The following is a 15,947-nucleotide window of genomic DNA, read 5'->3' as shown; positions in this document are numbered from 1 at the left end:
GAACCGGCGCGCTTCACTCGCATCGACTTGTGCCGTTTTCCACCACCGCCGTATCTAGATAAGGAGTGCATCATGCAATCGACTTCGTCCTGGCTGCGCCGCTTGCGCTGGGTGCTGCCCACGCTTGGCGCGGTCGTATTCAGCCACGCCGCGGCCGCGCAAACCGCGATCTGCTACAACTGCCCGCCGGAATGGGCGGACTGGGCTGCGCAGATCCGCGCGATCAAGGAAAAGACCGGCGTCACGGTGCCGCACGACAACAAGAACTCGGGTCAGTCGCTGGCCCAGATCGTCGCGGAAAAGGCCAACCCGGTGGCCGACGTGGTGTATTACGGCGTGACGTTCGGCATCCAGGCGCAGAAGGAAGGCGTGACGGCGCCCTACAAGCCCGCCAACTGGAATGACATCCCGGACGGCCTCAAGGACCCGCAGGGCCACTGGTTCGCGATCCATTCGGGCACGCTGGGCCTGATGGTCAATGTCGATGCGCTGCGCGGCAAGCCGGTGCCGCAATCGTGGGCCGACCTGCAGAAGCCCGAGTACAAGGGCATGGTCGGCTATCTCGATCCGGCCAGCGCCTTCGTCGGCTATGTGGGCGCGGTGGCGATCAACCAGGCCCTGGGCGGTTCGCTCGACAATTTCGGCCCGGCGCTGAAGTTCTTCAAGGACCTGCAGAAGAACCAGCCCATCGTGCCGAAGCAGACCGCCTATGCGCGCGTGCTGTCCGGTGAAATTCCCATCCTGCTGGACTACGACTTCAACGCCTATCGCGCCCGCTACAAGGACCGCGCCAATGTCGCCTTCGTGATTCCCAAGGAAGGCACGCTGGTGGTGCCCTACGTCATGAGCATGGTCAACAAGGCGCCGCATCCGGCCGAAGCCCGCAAGGTGCTCGACTTCGTGCTGTCCGACGCCGGGCAAGCGCTGTGGGCGAATGCCTATCTGCGGCCGGTACGGGCCAAGGCGGTGTCCAAGGAGGTCGAGGCCCGCTTCCTGCCCGCTTCGGACTACGCCCGCGCCAAGACCATCGACTACGGCAAGATGGCCGAAGTCCAGAAGGCCTTCAGCGACCAATACCTGAAGGAAGTGCGCTGACGCAGCGCCGGGGCGCACGTCGCTCCGGCCAGCCCTATTTCCGGCTCCTTTCGGTTGGAGACACCCTCACCATGCGCCGTCGCCCCTCTTCACCCAACGCCCGCACGCTGATCGTCTTTGCATTGCCGGCGCTGATCGTTTTCCTGGCGTTCTTCTGCCTGCCAATGGCCAAGCTGCTGGCGGTCAGCGTGGCGGGCGACGACGGCGCCGGCGTCTATTGGACCGTGCTGTCCAGCCCGCGCTATCTGCACAGCCTGCTGTCCACGGTGCTGCTATCGGCATCGGTGACGCTGGTCACGCTGGCGATTGCCGGCGTGGCGGGAACCTTCCTGCAGCGGCATCCGGTGCCAGGCAAGTCGGTACTGGTTGCCATGCTGACCTTTCCGCTGGCGTTTCCCGGCGTGGTGATCGGGTTCATGGTCATCATGCTGGGCGGCCGCAACGGCCTGCTCGCCTCGATCGGCGATCTGCTTGCCGGCGAGCGCTGGACGTTCGCCTATGGCATGGCGGGACTGTTCGTCGGCTACCTGTATTTCTCCATTCCCCGCGTGATCCTGACCGTGATGGCGGCCGTGGAGAAGCTTGACGCCTCGCTGGAGGAAGCGGCCCGCTCGCTGGGCGCCAACCGCTGGCGCGTGGTGCGCGACGTGATGCTGCCCGCGCTGATGCCCGCCCTGATCTCCAGCGGCGCGATCTGTTTTGCCACCAGCATGGGCGCGTTCGGCACCGCCTTCACGCTGGCCACGCAGCTCGACGTGCTGCCGCTGACCATCTACAACGAGTTCACCAACTACGCCAACTTCGGCATGGCCGCCGCGCTGTCGATCCTGCTCGGTGCCGTGACCTGGGCCCTGCTGGCGGTGGCTCGGCATCTGTCCGGCAACGCGGTTGCCGCCACCGCATAGGAGCGCGCCCATGAATTCCATCCGTCGTGGCTATGCCTATTGGGCGCAATTGGCACTGACGCTCGCCGTCTGCGCCTTCATGACCGTACCGGTAGCGCTCTCCGTGCTGGCGGGCCTGACCAACAATATCTTCGTCGGGCTGGAGAGCGGCCTGACCACGCGGTGGGTCCAGGAGGTGTGGGGCCTGTACCGCATCACCATCTTCCTGTCGCTCGGCATTGCGCTCGCATGCCTGGCCTGCACGCTGGTGCTCGGCGTTCCGGCCGCCTACTACATGGCGCTGCGCCGCAGCCGCCTGACCCGGCTGATCGAGGAGTTGCTGATGTTGCCGGTGGCGATCCCCGGCCTGGCGACCGCGCTCGGCCTGATCCTGCTGTATGGCGGCCTGCCATGGTTGCGCACCAGCTGGGTCTTTATCCTGATCGGGCATGTCTTGTTCACCCTGCCCTTCATGGTCCGGTCGGTACTGGCCATCATGTCGGCCATCGACATCCGCACGCTGGAGGACGCGGCCGCAAGCCTCGGCGCCACGCGCATGCAGCGATTCTTCACGGTGGTGCTGCCCAATTGCCGGCAAGGCATTCTCGCCGGCGCACTGATGGTCGTGACGCTGTCCGTCGGCGAATTCAACCTGACCTGGATGCTCCATACCCCCACCACGCAGACACTGCCCGTCGGACTCGCGGACAGCTATGCATCGATGCGGCTGGAAATCGGCTCCGCCTACACCATCGTGTTTTTCCTGATGATCATTCCCCTGCTGGTGGTGATGCAGATGGTGTCCGCCATGGGTGCACGCGCCCAGCGACATCCGGTACAGGACACGGCCGTGCCGTTCGCCGGCACGGTCACCACTTCACTGAACCCACCAGTCGGTCTGGACAGCGCGCCGCAGTCCCAGCCCCAGCCACAAAGGGAGGCCCCCCGCCATGCATGAGCCCACCACCATCGCCCTGCGCCACTGCGGCAAGACGTTCCCCGATGGCACGCGCGCCCTCGAACCGCTGGATCTGGACATCGGCGCCGGCGAAACCGTCGTGCTGCTCGGCCCCTCGGGCTGCGGCAAGACCACCACGCTTCGCATGATCGCGGGCCTCGAATTTCCCGATACCGGTGGCCAGGTGCTGTTCGGCGGCGCCCCGGTCACGCATCTGCCGATCGAACAGCGGGGCGTCGGCATGGTGTTCCAGAACTATGCCCTGTTCCCCAATATGACAGTGGCCGAGAACATCGGCTACGGCCTGCGCGTGCGCAAGGTCGATGTGCAGACCCGCCGGCGGCGCGTCGACGACATGCTGGCCATGATGCAGTTGAGCGCCTTCGCCAATCGGCGGGTCGACCAGCTCTCCGGAGGCCAGCGCCAGCGCGTGGCCCTGGCGCGCGCCATCGCCGTGCAGCCGCGCGTATTGCTGCTGGACGAACCGCTGACCGCGCTCGATGCCAAGCTGCGCGACGCGCTGCGCGCCGACATCAACCGCCTGCTGCGCAGCCTGCGCATCACGACTGTCTATGTCACGCACGACCAAGCGGAGGCGATGGCGCTGGGCGATCGCATCATCGTGATGGACAAGGGACGCATCGCGCAAAGCGGTACGCCGCAGGACGTGTACCGGAATCCGGCCAATGCCTTCGTCGCGGACTTCATCGGCACCATGAACCGCTTGCCGGCGGCCGCGGCTGACCACGTGTGGCGCGTGCCGGGAGGCGCGTTGCCGCGTGAGGCGCAACACATCGCGGTGGCGCAGGCCGAGCTGATGTTCCGGCCGGAGGACGTGTCGCTGACCGACGCGCCCGGCGCGCCCGATGTCCATGTGACCGGCAGCGTCGTCACCGCGCTGTTCCTCGGCCATGCGACCCGGCTACTGGTCGACGTGGGCGCCCCTGCCCCGATCGTGCTCGATACCGCGCGACGCGACCGCTGGTCGGCCGGCGACCGCGTTGGCCTGCGCATCGATACCAGCCATCTGGTGACGGTGCCCGCCGAGGCGACACGGAGCGCGGCATGATGCAGACCGCTTCCCAGGCCACGCCCTACCTCGTCGCCCACATCACGGATCTGCATATCAAGGCCGGCGGCAAGCTGTCCTACCGCCGCGTGGATACCGCCGACGCGCTGCGTCGATGCATCGATACGCTGTTGGCGCTGCCCCAGCGCCCCGACATTGCCGTGGTCACCGGCGACCTGGTCGACTTCGGCAGCGAGGACGAATATCGCTTCCTGCGGGGCATTCTCGAAACCTTACCAATACCGGTGCGGCTGATGCCCGGCAACCACGACAGCCGGGACGCACTGCGTCGCGTGTTTGCCGATCATGCCTATCTATTCGCCGCGGGCGATGGCGATTCGCCCGTGCACTACCGCATCGACGCGGGGCCATTGACGCTGATCGCCTTCGACTGCACCGTGCCGCGCCATAGCGGCGGACGCGTGGACCCCGATGCGTTGCCATGGCTGGAAGCCGCGCTGGCAGCCGACCCGCAACGCCCTACGCTGCTGATGCTGCATCACCCGCCCTTCCACACGGGCATCGGTCATATGGACCAGCAGGGCCTGGAGAACGCCGCGCTGCTCGAGGCCGTGGTCCGGCGCCATCCGCAAGTCGAGCGCGTGCTGTGCGGCCATCTGCATCGGCATATCACCCGGCGCTTCGGCGGCACCATCGCCATGACCGCGCCCGGCCCGGCCCACCAGGTGGCACTGGACCTTGACCCGCAGGCCCCTTCGCGCTTTCGGATGGAACCGCCGGGGTTTTTGCTGCATTGGTGGCATCCGGTGCATGGGTTGGTTACCCATGCGGCACCGATTGGGGATCATGGGCCGGTGTATCCGTTTTTTGACGAGGGGGGGAGGTTGATTGATTGAGGGGGATGCGGTGAGCGGAGGCAATGGGTGCAAGCGGTTCGCGGTTTCTCGGAACAACTTTGCAGGTCGCGCGTCAGTATTTGGCTTGCACGGGACACTGCCCGCTATCGGCCAACAACGGTCGTCCGAGGATCAACTTCCAAATCGGACATCCGACCTTCGGATATCCTCAAGTATCACAACTGCCTAGATAGGGGTGGCATGTCCGTGTCGGTTAAGCCGAGATATCTTTCACGCGCGAGGTGAGTCGCCTGGCGATTTGATCTGACTACCGGCCCACTGCGATAATGCCAACGCGCTTACCCGGTGAGCCGTTGCCAACGTCGGCACGCTACCCCCGGAAGCCGACGGAGGACCGCCGTGTCGCTTGAGAGAACCAAGAAACAACTAATCGAACTGCTCGAAAACGTCGATAACCACGTCGTCGCCTTGTCAGGCAGGTGGGGAACGGGCAAGACCCATCTTTGGAACGAGGTCAAGGCGGAATCCAACGACGTGAAGGTCAAGAAGTCGCTCTACGTGTCGCTGTTCGGCTTGTCGAGTATTGACCAAGTCAAACGCAAGCTAATGGAGGGGGCTTTGCCTGACGCGGCGGTGGGCGGCGGCAAGCTTGAGGTCGTTAAGAATTTGTTCACGAGCGGGGTGAAAGCTGCGGCCGCCCACTACAAGGCACTCGCAGCCATCAATGATCTCAACTTGCTGCTCGTCGCGCCACTCGCTTTAAGGGAGAGGGTGATCGTCATTGACGACATCGAACGCAAGCACGCGAAGCTCGGGATCGACGAGATCCTCGGCTTCATTGACGAATATTCCAAGGAATTCGCGACTCGGTTCGTTCTCGTTCTTAACGATGACCAGCTTGCGACAGAGGGCGAGCAGCGGATGCTTTGGACGACGTTTCGAGAGAAAGTGATCGACCAGGAGATCAAGCTCTCGACGACACCAGACGAAGCGTTTTCAATCGCGATCAAGCTCCTGCCCTCGCCCAAATACGAGGCAATGCTAAGACCGGCCATCATCGCGTGTGGCCTCACGAACATTCGGATTATTGGGAAGGTGATCCGGGCAGCCAATCAGATCCTCGCGAATAGAGATCTGAGCGACTCGATTCAAGCGCGAGTCGTGCCCTCGATCGTTCTCTTCGGAGCCATTCATTACCGAGGGCTTGAGGATGGTCCCGACTTCCAGTTCGCTTTGAACGTCGGAAATCCGGAGTGGTCAACGTTCCTTCGTGACGAGAAGAGGGAGCCCACCGAAGAGGAAAAGCGCGAAGACCGTTGGCGGATGCTCATGAGCGAGCTCGGCATCGACCGATGCGACGATTTCGAGAAGGTTCTCGTGGAGTTCCTGGAATCCGGCCTTTTTGAAAGTGAAAAGGTCCAGGCTATCATCGAACGTTACGTTGGCGAGGCGCGAACCATCGAGGCTCGACAACGTGCCCGCAACTTCATCAGAAAAGTGATCTGGGACCACCGGGCGACCGATACGGATCTCATTGCAGAAGCCGCTGGTTTCTCCGCCATCGCAGGCCTGCTCGATCCCTATGTCGCCACGGAACTCCACGGAGTTCTATGCGAATTGGATGGCGGGCAGCATTTGGCTGGGCAGGTGATCCAAGCCTGGATTGCGGTGTTCCAGGCGCGTGGAGGCCCCACTCCGGAAGACGACAACAACCCGTTTGGCAGCCCCTTGCATCCGGACATTCAAGCCACATTCAACAACGCCGTCTTGCAACAACAGGCTCAGGCAACCGTGGTAGAGGCCTGCAACCACATCATCGAGCACAGTGGTTGGGGCACGTTGCAAGAAGTTGTGATGAAGCGGGCGACGGCCTGCGATTTTGAGTCGGCCATCCGAGAGATGGGCATCGACGACTTGCCGAGATTCATGCGCCGCATGATTCAGATGCGACTCCAACGAGGCACCTACGATCAGCACTTCGGTCACGCGACGGACCGCTTCATGGAGGCGTGCCGAGCGATTGCGAACGATCAGAGTCCCGAATCAGCGCGACTTAGCAAGCTGGTGAAGAGGTTGTTTGCCACAACGGCGCTGGCCATCGAGCTGGAACCAGCACAAGCCAATCAGCCGACTGGTGACGCCAGCAGCCTTAAGCAGAATAGAAACGAGACATCGGTTCTTGAAACTTGAACGAGAGCAATGGGTCGACAATATCCTGTGCCCCCGCAAGCCCTAACCAGACCACGCAGAGGGCGGAAAACGGTCATGAGTAGACGTGTGAAAATTGTCGACAATCCCCATGTACGGCCTAACGTAGGCGTCCTTCCGATTGCGAAAATGATGAGTTCGACGACATCTGGCAGTGCAGAGCCTTCCACCGCGCATCGGCTTGTGATCGTCGAGGGCATTATGGGTTGAGGCAAGTCAACGACGATGCGCCTCATTGCGAAACATCTGCAAGAGGCGGGGCAGCCAGCGTTGCCGGTCCACGAGAGAACAGAGCCCCACCCCGTGCGCGCGACAGACGAACTTGAACACTGGTTTGAACCGTGGCGGGACGCGACACCACAGTATCTCGCGGACCGTGCTCTAGCCAGGTGGAAAGCCTTTGTCGAGGCGACACAGGCGGAGACCCCCATCCCAGTAATGGACGGCCAACTGTTTCATGGAGACCTGACCCACCTGCTGCTGATGGAAGCCGAGTCTGCGTTGATTTTCGACTACGTACAGGCGCTAGCCGCAGTCACTGCTCCGCTCAATCCGTTCGTCCTTTACCTTTGGCAGGAGGATGTCGAAAAAGCTGTACGGACTGTCTGTGCGGAGCGTGGCGCCGAGTGGATCGAATATCAGGTGAACTGGAAGCTCGCGGCCCCTTACTGCGCGCGAAGGGGTTACAAGGGGTTAGAAGGGCTTATTCTCCTATATCGCGATTACCGCCGACTCACCGATGATTTGTTTCGCCAGCTACCGTTAGCCAAGCTCGCAATTGAGAACTCTGCAAGGGACTGGCCTGCCTATGAGAGGCAAATTCTGCACGAGTTGCGGCTGCCGGGGTCTGGTGTCGACGCCAATTGATATGGTTATTTTGTGCAGTCATTGTATGACGGTCGCGCGTGCTGTGTGGCCATCTGCATCGGCATATCACCGGGCGCTTTGGCAGTACCATCGCCATGACCGCGCCCGGCCCCCCCAGGTTGCACTGGACCTCGACCCGCAGGCGCCTTCGCGCTTTCGCATGAAACCGCCGGGGTTCTTGCTGCACTGGTGGCATCCGGTGCATGGGTTGGTTACCGATGCGGCGCCGATTGGGGATCATGGGCCGGCGTATCCGTTTTTTGATGATAGGGGAGGTTGATTTGATTGATTGATTGTTCAGGGGATGGGGTGAAACGCCGTGCCGATACACAACGTCTCACAGCTCCCCCACCCTCTCCGGCATCACGCGAACATATCACCCCGCGGCCGTATCGCCTGCCCCGCTACCAACTGCCCGAGGCATTGCGCCAGCAACCCAATGCTGCGCGCCGTGGCAAACATCCCAATGATGCCCGGCATGGACAAAGCCGTGGCCTTCCTGGAGACACCCCGCTACGCCGCGCTCAGGGGCGGCAGCGTGGGCTTCACGAAGTGGGAAGGCACGACGATCAATGCGCGCGACAAGGTCGCCCATATCGCGATGTCCCGCATCGAATCGTCAATGCTGAACAGCTCCGGTGGCGTCAAGGTCGAAGGCCGGTACTCCGGCGCGGTCTACGCGCAAAGCCTGCGCGGCGGCCAGGCGGATACCACCGGCGCGCAGATCAATTCGGAATGGGTTCCGGTCGATATGGCCGCCGTCCCCGAGCCGATCGCCGAGGACTTTGGCGGCGGCAAGCTCAAGCAGCAAGATGCGCTCGGCAACCTCACCAATTGGGTTGATACGTGTTGAATCCGATCGTCGTCGAAGGCTCGTTTCGCACGTTGAACAAAACATCCGATTCCATATGACTCAAATCGCCTCGGGATTTCCAACACGGGTTGACGTGGATTTGCGCCTCCAGGAAGCGAGAGCTCTGAAGGACGAGCGATGGAAGGGTTCTCTCTCTTGCCAATGTCAGGCAAATGAGGGCCCGAATTTTTTTTCGTTTAAAATACTCCCACTAAAATATCTGCCATCGGCAAAAGCGGGGGAGACACATGGCGGCAGTCTTTGTTCACGTTTCGGACATCCACTTTGGTCAAGAGAAGGATGATCGAGTTCACATCCATGCTGACGTAAAGCAGCAGCTGATCGCCGATGCCAGGGAAGTCGTCTCCGAAATAGCTGGCGGGGTCGCTCATGGCATCTTGGTCACTGGAGACATCGCCCAGTCGGGAAAGTGGTCGGAGTATGAGAAAGCCGGCAAATGGCTGGATGAACTGGCAGCGAGTATCGGCGTCGAAATCCACCGCGTGCAGATGGTACCGGGGAATCATGATCTCGACCGATCCAAGCTTTCGTTCTCTGGGAAACAGATCCTCGACTATATTCGTGCGGGCGGCCCCGAGGAATACGAGGACATCCTCAACAACCCAACCGATAGAGCAGCGCTCTTCGCCCGTTTCGAGGACTACGGCCGCTTCAGCTTTGGCTACAATTGCCCTCTCAATAACGAGGGCGCGTTTGCTTCCGAAATGGAGGTAACACTTGCGCCCGGTCGAGCGATCCGCTTTATCAGGCTCAATTCCGCACTACTTTGTCATGGTGAAGAGCGAGACGAAAACCCCGAGCTCCTAATCGGCGCGCGCCAGTTCACCATCCCACGCACAAATGGGGTAGAGAATATCGTTCTCGTCCACCACCCTTTGAACTGGTACAAGGACCAGGATCAGGTACGGGACTACATTCGCAGTCGAGCTCGAGTTTTCATCTCGGGCCATGAACACGACCCAAAGGTATCTGTCGACAACGTCGAGGCGGGCACCGACGTGATGATGCTTGCCGCCGGAGCCACGGTTCCCTATAAATCCGACGACATCTTCACTTTCACCTACAACATAATAGAGTTCGACTGGGATGAAGAAATCGACGGGCTGTCGGTAACAATCCACCCTCGGGCTTGGAACCCACAACGTACCCGCTTCGAACCTGATCACAAGCGCCTGGGTGGAAAGCATCCGAGGTTCCGGTTAGCTTGTCCGTTTTTTCGCAATGGCGATGGACCAGTTTCACCTAGAACCACCAAGCCGGCTGATGCACTGGCAGCACCACAGGCAAGCGCAAGTTCCGTCGAGCCGATCATCGAGATGGCTCCGACGGCATCGACGCAAGGAGAGCCACAGCAGATGTCACCGAAAATAGAAGGCTATGAGACTGCTCGGCTCCGTTTCTTTCGTGACTTGTTCGAAGGGGAGCGTCTGCGCATCCTCGTTGAACTCGACGCACTATCGGAAAACTCCGATGAAGGAATGTCGCAAAATCTGGAACGCAGGCTATTTGACATGCTCGTCCGGGATGGAAAACTGAAAGACGTCGAAAAGATGATAAACGAGCTGATTGATGAGCGGACTTACGAGGCGAAATAATGGAAAATATCTCGGTTCACATGCGAATTTCTGGCGTCAAAGTAAGCGACGACGATGTCAATTCCCGGCGGGCGGCGGCGGCCAGCCTAGCAACGACTTGGGGAAAGGAAAAGATTGTCTCGAAAATTCTGTCTAAGGCAGCGGAGGTCGCTGAAGCTCTCGGTGGCGATGGCAACCCTTCACCAGCGCTCGGAAGTGAAGTCCAAGGTGCAATCCAGAAAAAGTCGCCCTCATTCCTGTATGAGGAGCGACCGCTAGAGATCGGCGTATGCGCCGGCATGGCGATGGTCGCCATCTTGGCCGGCAGCCCTCGGAACAACGGCTGGCTAATCCCTGACGTCTATGCAGCGGCGCTGTGGTCAGTCCTTTCTTATCAGCCAGTCCTGGAGGCCGAGCGACGTGAGAAGCTCCGTCGGGAAGTCCTTGATGCGGCCAGGAACTGGAGCGTTACCTCTGCCGAAAAGGCAAGAGAGCGGACCGTTGTCAAAGATCCCTCTGAGGTTGAGGTCAGCATCGACGAGAGTAAGGCAGTGACCCACAACTTCAGCGAAGCGGTAGCCGATACAGTAGAGGCGCTACGCCGCAATGCCGCTCTCGACCGAGAGGAACTGGATTTTCTGTGGTGGGCACAGCTCGGTCGGAGCCGACTACTTAACAGACAGCTATCAGCGATCTCCGAGCCTACACGGATTGTAGCTGCCGGCATCGAAGGTGCGAAGATGCTTCGTCGCCTTCCTTGCGAAGTACATCGCGAGATCGTTCTCCGTACGCTTGACCAAGATCCAGAACTGGATCTTGCAGAAATACTTGCGGCCGTCGGCGACGACCGCGCGGCCCTCGTTGCAGCGTTCGGCGAAGGTAGTGTCGCCGACCATCCAACCGTTTTTCCTCTCCTCCACGCATTGGCCACCGGTGAAGTGCGCGACGCAGGTTCGGCGGTGAAGCGGCGTGTTTCGGAGTGGGGCGAGCGAGCCTTGCTTGAAGCCGGGTTCGCCACGGTCATTTCGCTAGGCGCGGCCAAGCTATGAGCGGATCTTGCAATTTCGACGCTTGTACCGTTGACGAGACAGGCATCTGCGCGCTCGCGCGGGACCCACAATCCTGCTCCAACCGCGTGACGAGCGTAGAAGGCGGTGAGACATTGATCAATACCAGGATTGATAATGAGCTAGCGTCCGAATCCGGTGACCGACTCGGCGCGGCAGTGCTCGATCAACCCGTACGTGCCAGCGCGTTTCCTTCCAGTCGGACGCTCGGATTGCACGATTTGAATGCCATCATGGGCGCCAGATACGTCAATGTGATTGGCATCCTCGGCGATCCTGAGTCCGGCAAGACGGCGTGCTTGGCCAGCCTTTACCTGCTGGTCTCACATGCGATGCTGACGGGATGGTCATTCGCGGAGAGCAGAAGTCTGGCAGCCTTTGAGGAGATTGCGCGCGGCGCCCGTGATTGGAACCATGGTAACGTGCCTGAACAAATGACAGTTCACACTGAGTTAGCGGACGATCATCGCCCTGGCTTTCTCCATCTGAGGCTCGCCAGGCTTTCGGACGGCCGACGCGTTGATCTCGCGCTTCCCGACCTACCGGGCGAATGGACGCAGGCTCTGGTTAACACGGCCAGATCGGATCGGCTCGACTTCATGAAGTCGGCCGACGCCATCTGGATTGTGCTCGATGGCCGGTCGCTAGCCGACATCGAAAAACGGCAGGGACTCATAGCCCGCGTAGGCCAGCTCGCAGGGCGCCTGAACACGATGCTGGACGCACACACCCCGCGCTTGATGGTCGTGGTGACTCATCGAGACTTGCATGTCCTTAACGCTAACGTAGCAGACCGCTTGCACGCGGAACTCGCCCGACGCGGTGCCCGAGCCGAAATAGTTGGCGTGGCGCCCTTCTCCGATGATCCTGAAAACGTGCCGGCAGGATTCGGCATCGCCGATTTGATTAACCGGACAATCGGGCAGCCGGATGCTCGTCCGACCTTCTGGCCTTCGACCGAGCCCACGGAGGGAAGCCGCGCCTACCTGGCCTATAGGAGGGACCAATGAGCCGATCGATCATATTGCTTGGCGGTCCGGACTCCGGGAAGACAAACTATATTGGTCGCCTATGGCGGGCGCTAGACGTCGGAGCAGGTGCCCTGCATGCTGCGGAGCAACCAGAGAACATCAACTTCGTACTTGAGGTTGCCGATCACCTGTTTCAGGGAGGCTTCGCCCCGCGCTCCGAACACAGCGACGCTCGTCGCGACTTTGAGGTTGTAGTCGCCGCGACGAAAAACGGCCCTAGGGCGAGGGTCGTGGTACCGGATATTTCCGGGGAACTTTGGCGCAACGCTGTCATCGACAGCGAAATTGACCCTGATTGGATGAATGAACTTCGGCAAGCAGACGCCGCGCTTCTCTTCGTGCGAGTCAATTCCGATCAGAATGTGCGGCCGCTCGATTGGGTAACGTCGCGCAAAATGCTGGAAAGACTTGGGGGCGAGGAGGACCAGGGTCTCCCGACACAGGTGATGCTGTGTGAGCTGATCCGCTTTCTTGAAATTTCCCTTGCAAATCGCCAGGACGGCGGCCTACCGCGCCTCTCGATCGTTGTTACCGCTTGGGACATCGTCGACCCTGGCACGTTCAATCATGGGCCTGCGGCATATCTGGAGCGTGAATATCCCCTTGTCGCCGGCAGGCTAGCGGACCTAACGCGTCTTGATGTCCAGATCTTTGGATTAAGCGTTGTCGGCGGCGACCTCAAGTACGATCCCAACTATCGGCAAACGTTCCTAGAAGCGGGGCTTGATGATAAGGGTTGGGTCGCTGTACGTGACGAGAATGGATGGCGGAAGAATCCTGACGTCACGCTGCCCATCGCCTGGGCAGTCGGCCTGTGAAACCATGATCACCGCAGAAGTTCAAGTCCATGGCTATCGCAAGGGGCACCAGCTCCTCGCGTCTTCGTTGATGCTGCCCAAGGACGACCAAGCAGTGGTGGATCGTCTGTCTGACGTTGCCGGACCTCTGCGCCCGAAGGAACAGTTCTCACCCTATCTGTCAGCCTATCCGCTGCCAAGTGGTAGCCACTACGTCATTGCCAGGACATGGCAGGACCTGACCGTTGCCCGGGCGGGCTGCGTCCGAACCAAGAGCATGCTGCTCGACACAGAAGTCTGGTCTCGCAGGACGTCGATAACTTCCATCCTTCGCCTACTCAGTTCGGCCGAACTGCCGACCGAAGCGGACGCGATACGCATTGAACTAGAGGAGCAGCCTGAAGACCGGCTTCCTCCCGCCCCCGACTTCGGCGCAAGCGAGTTGCTCGAGGCGCTTTTTCTGGAAGACGCGAAACCGGTGGCGGTGTTTGATGCACCGGATCCCGAATTGATCGCGTTACGACTGCTCATCGCCCTTTGGCCGGCCATGCGACGTCGATTTTCGCTTTCGACGTTCGCGCTCTCACCCCGTAAAATAGCTGGCCGCGACCTAGACCTCGTCTTCGCACCTTCGAGTGCAAAGGCTAAGTTTTCCGACTGGCAAGGGCGTCGAGTGGACGGCAGATCGGCACAGGCAGACCGACATAGATGGACGGGCACGATTGTGCGCCGTGTCTTCGACGCACCGGTGCCAAGGCTGCTGTCCGATCGTGAGATAAATCTGCTGGGCGATCGCAACGCGGACAGCGCGGCTGTCCTGCGAATAGCATTGTTGTGGGACGAGTTGATGGACAAGCTCGACCGATCGCCCACCGCCGCCTTGGGGTTGTTGGATATCGCCAATTCAGGATTGATTGCCAATGCAGCGGCAATGAAATCACTGGAACCTCGGCTAGCCAAAGCCACCCTACGGGCTGCAGACAATTTACCCCCTCATAACGCTTGGGACTTCGTTGGAGCGATGGCGCGAAAGATGCGGGGGTACGACATGCCAGCCGGTCGGAAGGCAGTTGTACAACTGGCAGCACTTCTCGCGGAGCGCACGCCCGATGGTGCGATCAGCCTGTTGAAACAACCCGATCCGGACGGTGCAATCGACGAATTGGTCCCTAGCGTGGCCATCGGCCTCGGCAACGGAGCTGCGCCGCGCGTGGAGCAGATCCTTGCCGAAGCGCCGGCGGACATTATCGCGCGCCTGATTTCGCAAGGTGGTCCGCTGACTCATCGCATCGCTCAGGATAGTAATCTCATCCGGAAAATGGGCGCAGTTCTGGCATCCGTGGACAGAGAGCTCGCGGACAGAGCCGGGGCCATGTTGCTCCCCTACTTGATCGAAGACCGGCAGCTTCCTGCCGCCGCAGCCATCTTCAAGCAGTTGGACGTCGAAGGTATTGCTGCGGAACTGTGTTGGCTCAGGGACGCGGGCGCCTTCCAGGCGAAGTTGCTTTGTTCTGCGCTCATCGATCGGGCACGGGAGATCGGCGGACTGGCAGTCCTCCGCGACGTCCTGATCTCGTCAGATGCTTCGCCGGGCAGGGATGCATTACTCGATCTTACGCTGGACGCGATCGGGACGGACATGCATTGGATTCTCAATGAAGACCGGCTGTCCGAAAAGCTGGCTGCTGAGCTGCTCACCAGCGTACTGCGGCGTGCCGACCACAAGGCCTTTAATGAGCTATTCACCGATGAGGGAATTGCGGAGCGGGTGGTTTCGCGCCTACCAGATGACGCAGTTGACATACTCACTCGAGCTGCATCACTCGATATTCCAATTAACACCTATGTGCACATCATCCGATTCCTGATCCCGAAGATCAACGATGCTCAAAAATTTCGGATTGCCCAGCAAGCAATGGAAGCCTGTCTGCGCCACCCGTTGGAGGGCGACGATACCGCATTTCTATCCATGCTGCTTGGCATCCTCGGCTCACAATTGGACGGCGCTTGGGTTGCCAGGGTAGGGTTAGAGCGCGGCAACGACGCAGCGATCGCAAGCCGGAACCTGATCGTCTTTGAGAAAGCACCGTCTGCAGCGCGCGTGCGCATTGTCGAGGCTGTCGATGAAATCGCCCGCGCTTTGCAGGGGCGCCACGCCATCGATCTGACGGGGGAGGCCAACGAAGCCTGCGCAACGCTCATGTTCGACGCGGAAAAGACCTCGTATATGGCCCTAGTCAATGCTGCCGGTTTGCTCTTGCCGTCGCTACTGAGCGCTCGTAGCCAGCCTGTCTCTCTTATGGTTGCGGCTTTGTTCCCTGTAGTCTATCGAGAACTCGCAAAGGCCGACGAGGTACCCAGCGTCCTCAAGTTTGTTCCCTTCTATGATTGGGACCGATGCAAAGCAGCGCGCCGGGAGCTAGTCGACGCCTTCATGTCATCCTCATGGGATCCTGGCGATTTGGCGCTAACCGCATGTCGATGCGGAGACGTCGCCCTGATCCTCGCCCGAGTGGCGGATTCGTTCCGCGGCGAGAAATATCTCGCGCGAATAGAAGATGATCTAGGTCACCTGAACAAGGAAAACCAGCGTACCGTGAAACGTGCAATTGTGGATATCAGGTCAAACAAATCGCATGAATTTGACTAGTAACTAGCAGCTTTCATAAAAGCTCGATTACGGTGTCGAAGGTTCCGCCATGATT

The 15,947-nt window shown here is 60.3% G+C and carries 12 protein-coding genes and 2 pseudogenes; all 14 read left to right on the top strand.

Annotated elements, in window-relative coordinates; translation table 11 throughout:
* The first annotated feature begins 72 nt into the window (after positions 1-72).
* The 14 genes and pseudogenes from AC6EI8_RS00560 to AC6EI8_RS00495 all read left to right on the top strand — a co-directional run bounded on the left by AC6EI8_RS00560 (position 73) and on the right by AC6EI8_RS00495 (position 15,892).
* Positions 73-1,095, top strand: coding sequence for an ABC transporter substrate-binding protein (locus AC6EI8_RS00560; RefSeq protein ID WP_150083542.1), 1,023 nt, complete (start codon positions 73-75; stop codon positions 1,093-1,095).
* 71 nt (positions 1,096-1,166) lie between these two features.
* A complete protein-coding gene (locus AC6EI8_RS00555; RefSeq protein WP_150083541.1) occupies positions 1,167-2,000 on the top strand; it encodes an ABC transporter permease in 834 nt (277 codons plus the stop codon).
* 10 nt (positions 2,001-2,010) lie between these two features.
* A complete protein-coding gene (locus AC6EI8_RS00550; RefSeq protein ID WP_498380985.1) occupies positions 2,011-2,937 on the top strand; it encodes an ABC transporter permease in 927 nt (308 codons plus the stop codon).
* Positions 2,930-4,006: an ABC transporter ATP-binding protein gene (locus AC6EI8_RS00545; RefSeq protein ID WP_498380984.1), complete on the top strand. Its 1,077-nt coding sequence runs from the start codon at positions 2,930-2,932 to the stop codon at positions 4,004-4,006. Before AC6EI8_RS00550 ends, AC6EI8_RS00545 begins: the two co-directional genes overlap by 8 nt.
* Positions 4,003-4,863: a phosphodiesterase gene (locus AC6EI8_RS00540; RefSeq protein WP_498380983.1), complete on the top strand. Its 861-nt coding sequence runs from the start codon at positions 4,003-4,005 to the stop codon at positions 4,861-4,863. Before AC6EI8_RS00545 ends, AC6EI8_RS00540 begins: the two co-directional genes overlap by 4 nt.
* A 360-nt stretch (positions 4,864-5,223) precedes the next feature.
* Positions 5,224-7,014, top strand: coding sequence for a P-loop NTPase fold protein (locus AC6EI8_RS00535; RefSeq protein ID WP_498380982.1), 1,791 nt, complete (start codon positions 5,224-5,226; stop codon positions 7,012-7,014).
* 456 nt (positions 7,015-7,470) lie between these two features.
* The gene (locus AC6EI8_RS00530) at positions 7,471-7,899 is read left to right on the top strand and encodes a P-loop NTPase family protein (RefSeq protein WP_498380981.1); all 429 of its coding nucleotides are present in this window, start codon (positions 7,471-7,473) and stop codon (positions 7,897-7,899) included.
* Positions 7,900-7,934: 35 nt separating this feature from the next.
* Positions 7,935-8,179 (top strand): annotated as a pseudogene (locus tag AC6EI8_RS00525) (phosphodiesterase); the annotation flags it as partial.
* A gap of 180 nt (positions 8,180-8,359) precedes the next feature.
* Positions 8,360-8,734: pseudogene (locus tag AC6EI8_RS00520) on the top strand (alkaline phosphatase); the annotation flags it as partial.
* 266 nt (positions 8,735-9,000) lie between these two features.
* Positions 9,001-10,368, top strand: coding sequence for a metallophosphoesterase (locus AC6EI8_RS00515; protein ID WP_498380979.1), 1,368 nt, complete (start codon positions 9,001-9,003; stop codon positions 10,366-10,368).
* A complete protein-coding gene (locus AC6EI8_RS00510; RefSeq protein ID WP_498380978.1) occupies positions 10,368-11,396 on the top strand; it encodes a GTPase-associated system all-helical protein GASH in 1,029 nt (342 codons plus the stop codon). The genes AC6EI8_RS00515 and AC6EI8_RS00510 overlap by 1 nt, the downstream gene beginning before the upstream one ends.
* A 113-nt stretch (positions 11,397-11,509) precedes the next feature.
* Positions 11,510-12,424, top strand: a complete 915-nt coding sequence (locus tag AC6EI8_RS00505) for a TRAFAC clade GTPase domain-containing protein (RefSeq protein ID WP_498380977.1) — start codon at positions 11,510-11,512, stop codon at positions 12,422-12,424.
* A complete protein-coding gene (locus AC6EI8_RS00500; protein ID WP_498380976.1) occupies positions 12,421-13,263 on the top strand; it encodes a TRAFAC clade GTPase domain-containing protein in 843 nt (280 codons plus the stop codon). The genes AC6EI8_RS00505 and AC6EI8_RS00500 overlap by 4 nt, the downstream gene beginning before the upstream one ends.
* A 4-nt stretch (positions 13,264-13,267) precedes the next feature.
* Positions 13,268-15,892, top strand: coding sequence for a GAP1-N1 domain-containing protein (locus AC6EI8_RS00495; protein WP_498380975.1), 2,625 nt, complete (start codon positions 13,268-13,270; stop codon positions 15,890-15,892).
* Positions 15,893-15,947 lie beyond the last annotated feature (55 nt).

The organism is Cupriavidus sp. R6-3 (assembly GCF_059772245.1).
This window is presented reverse-complemented; position numbering and strand designations above follow the sequence as displayed.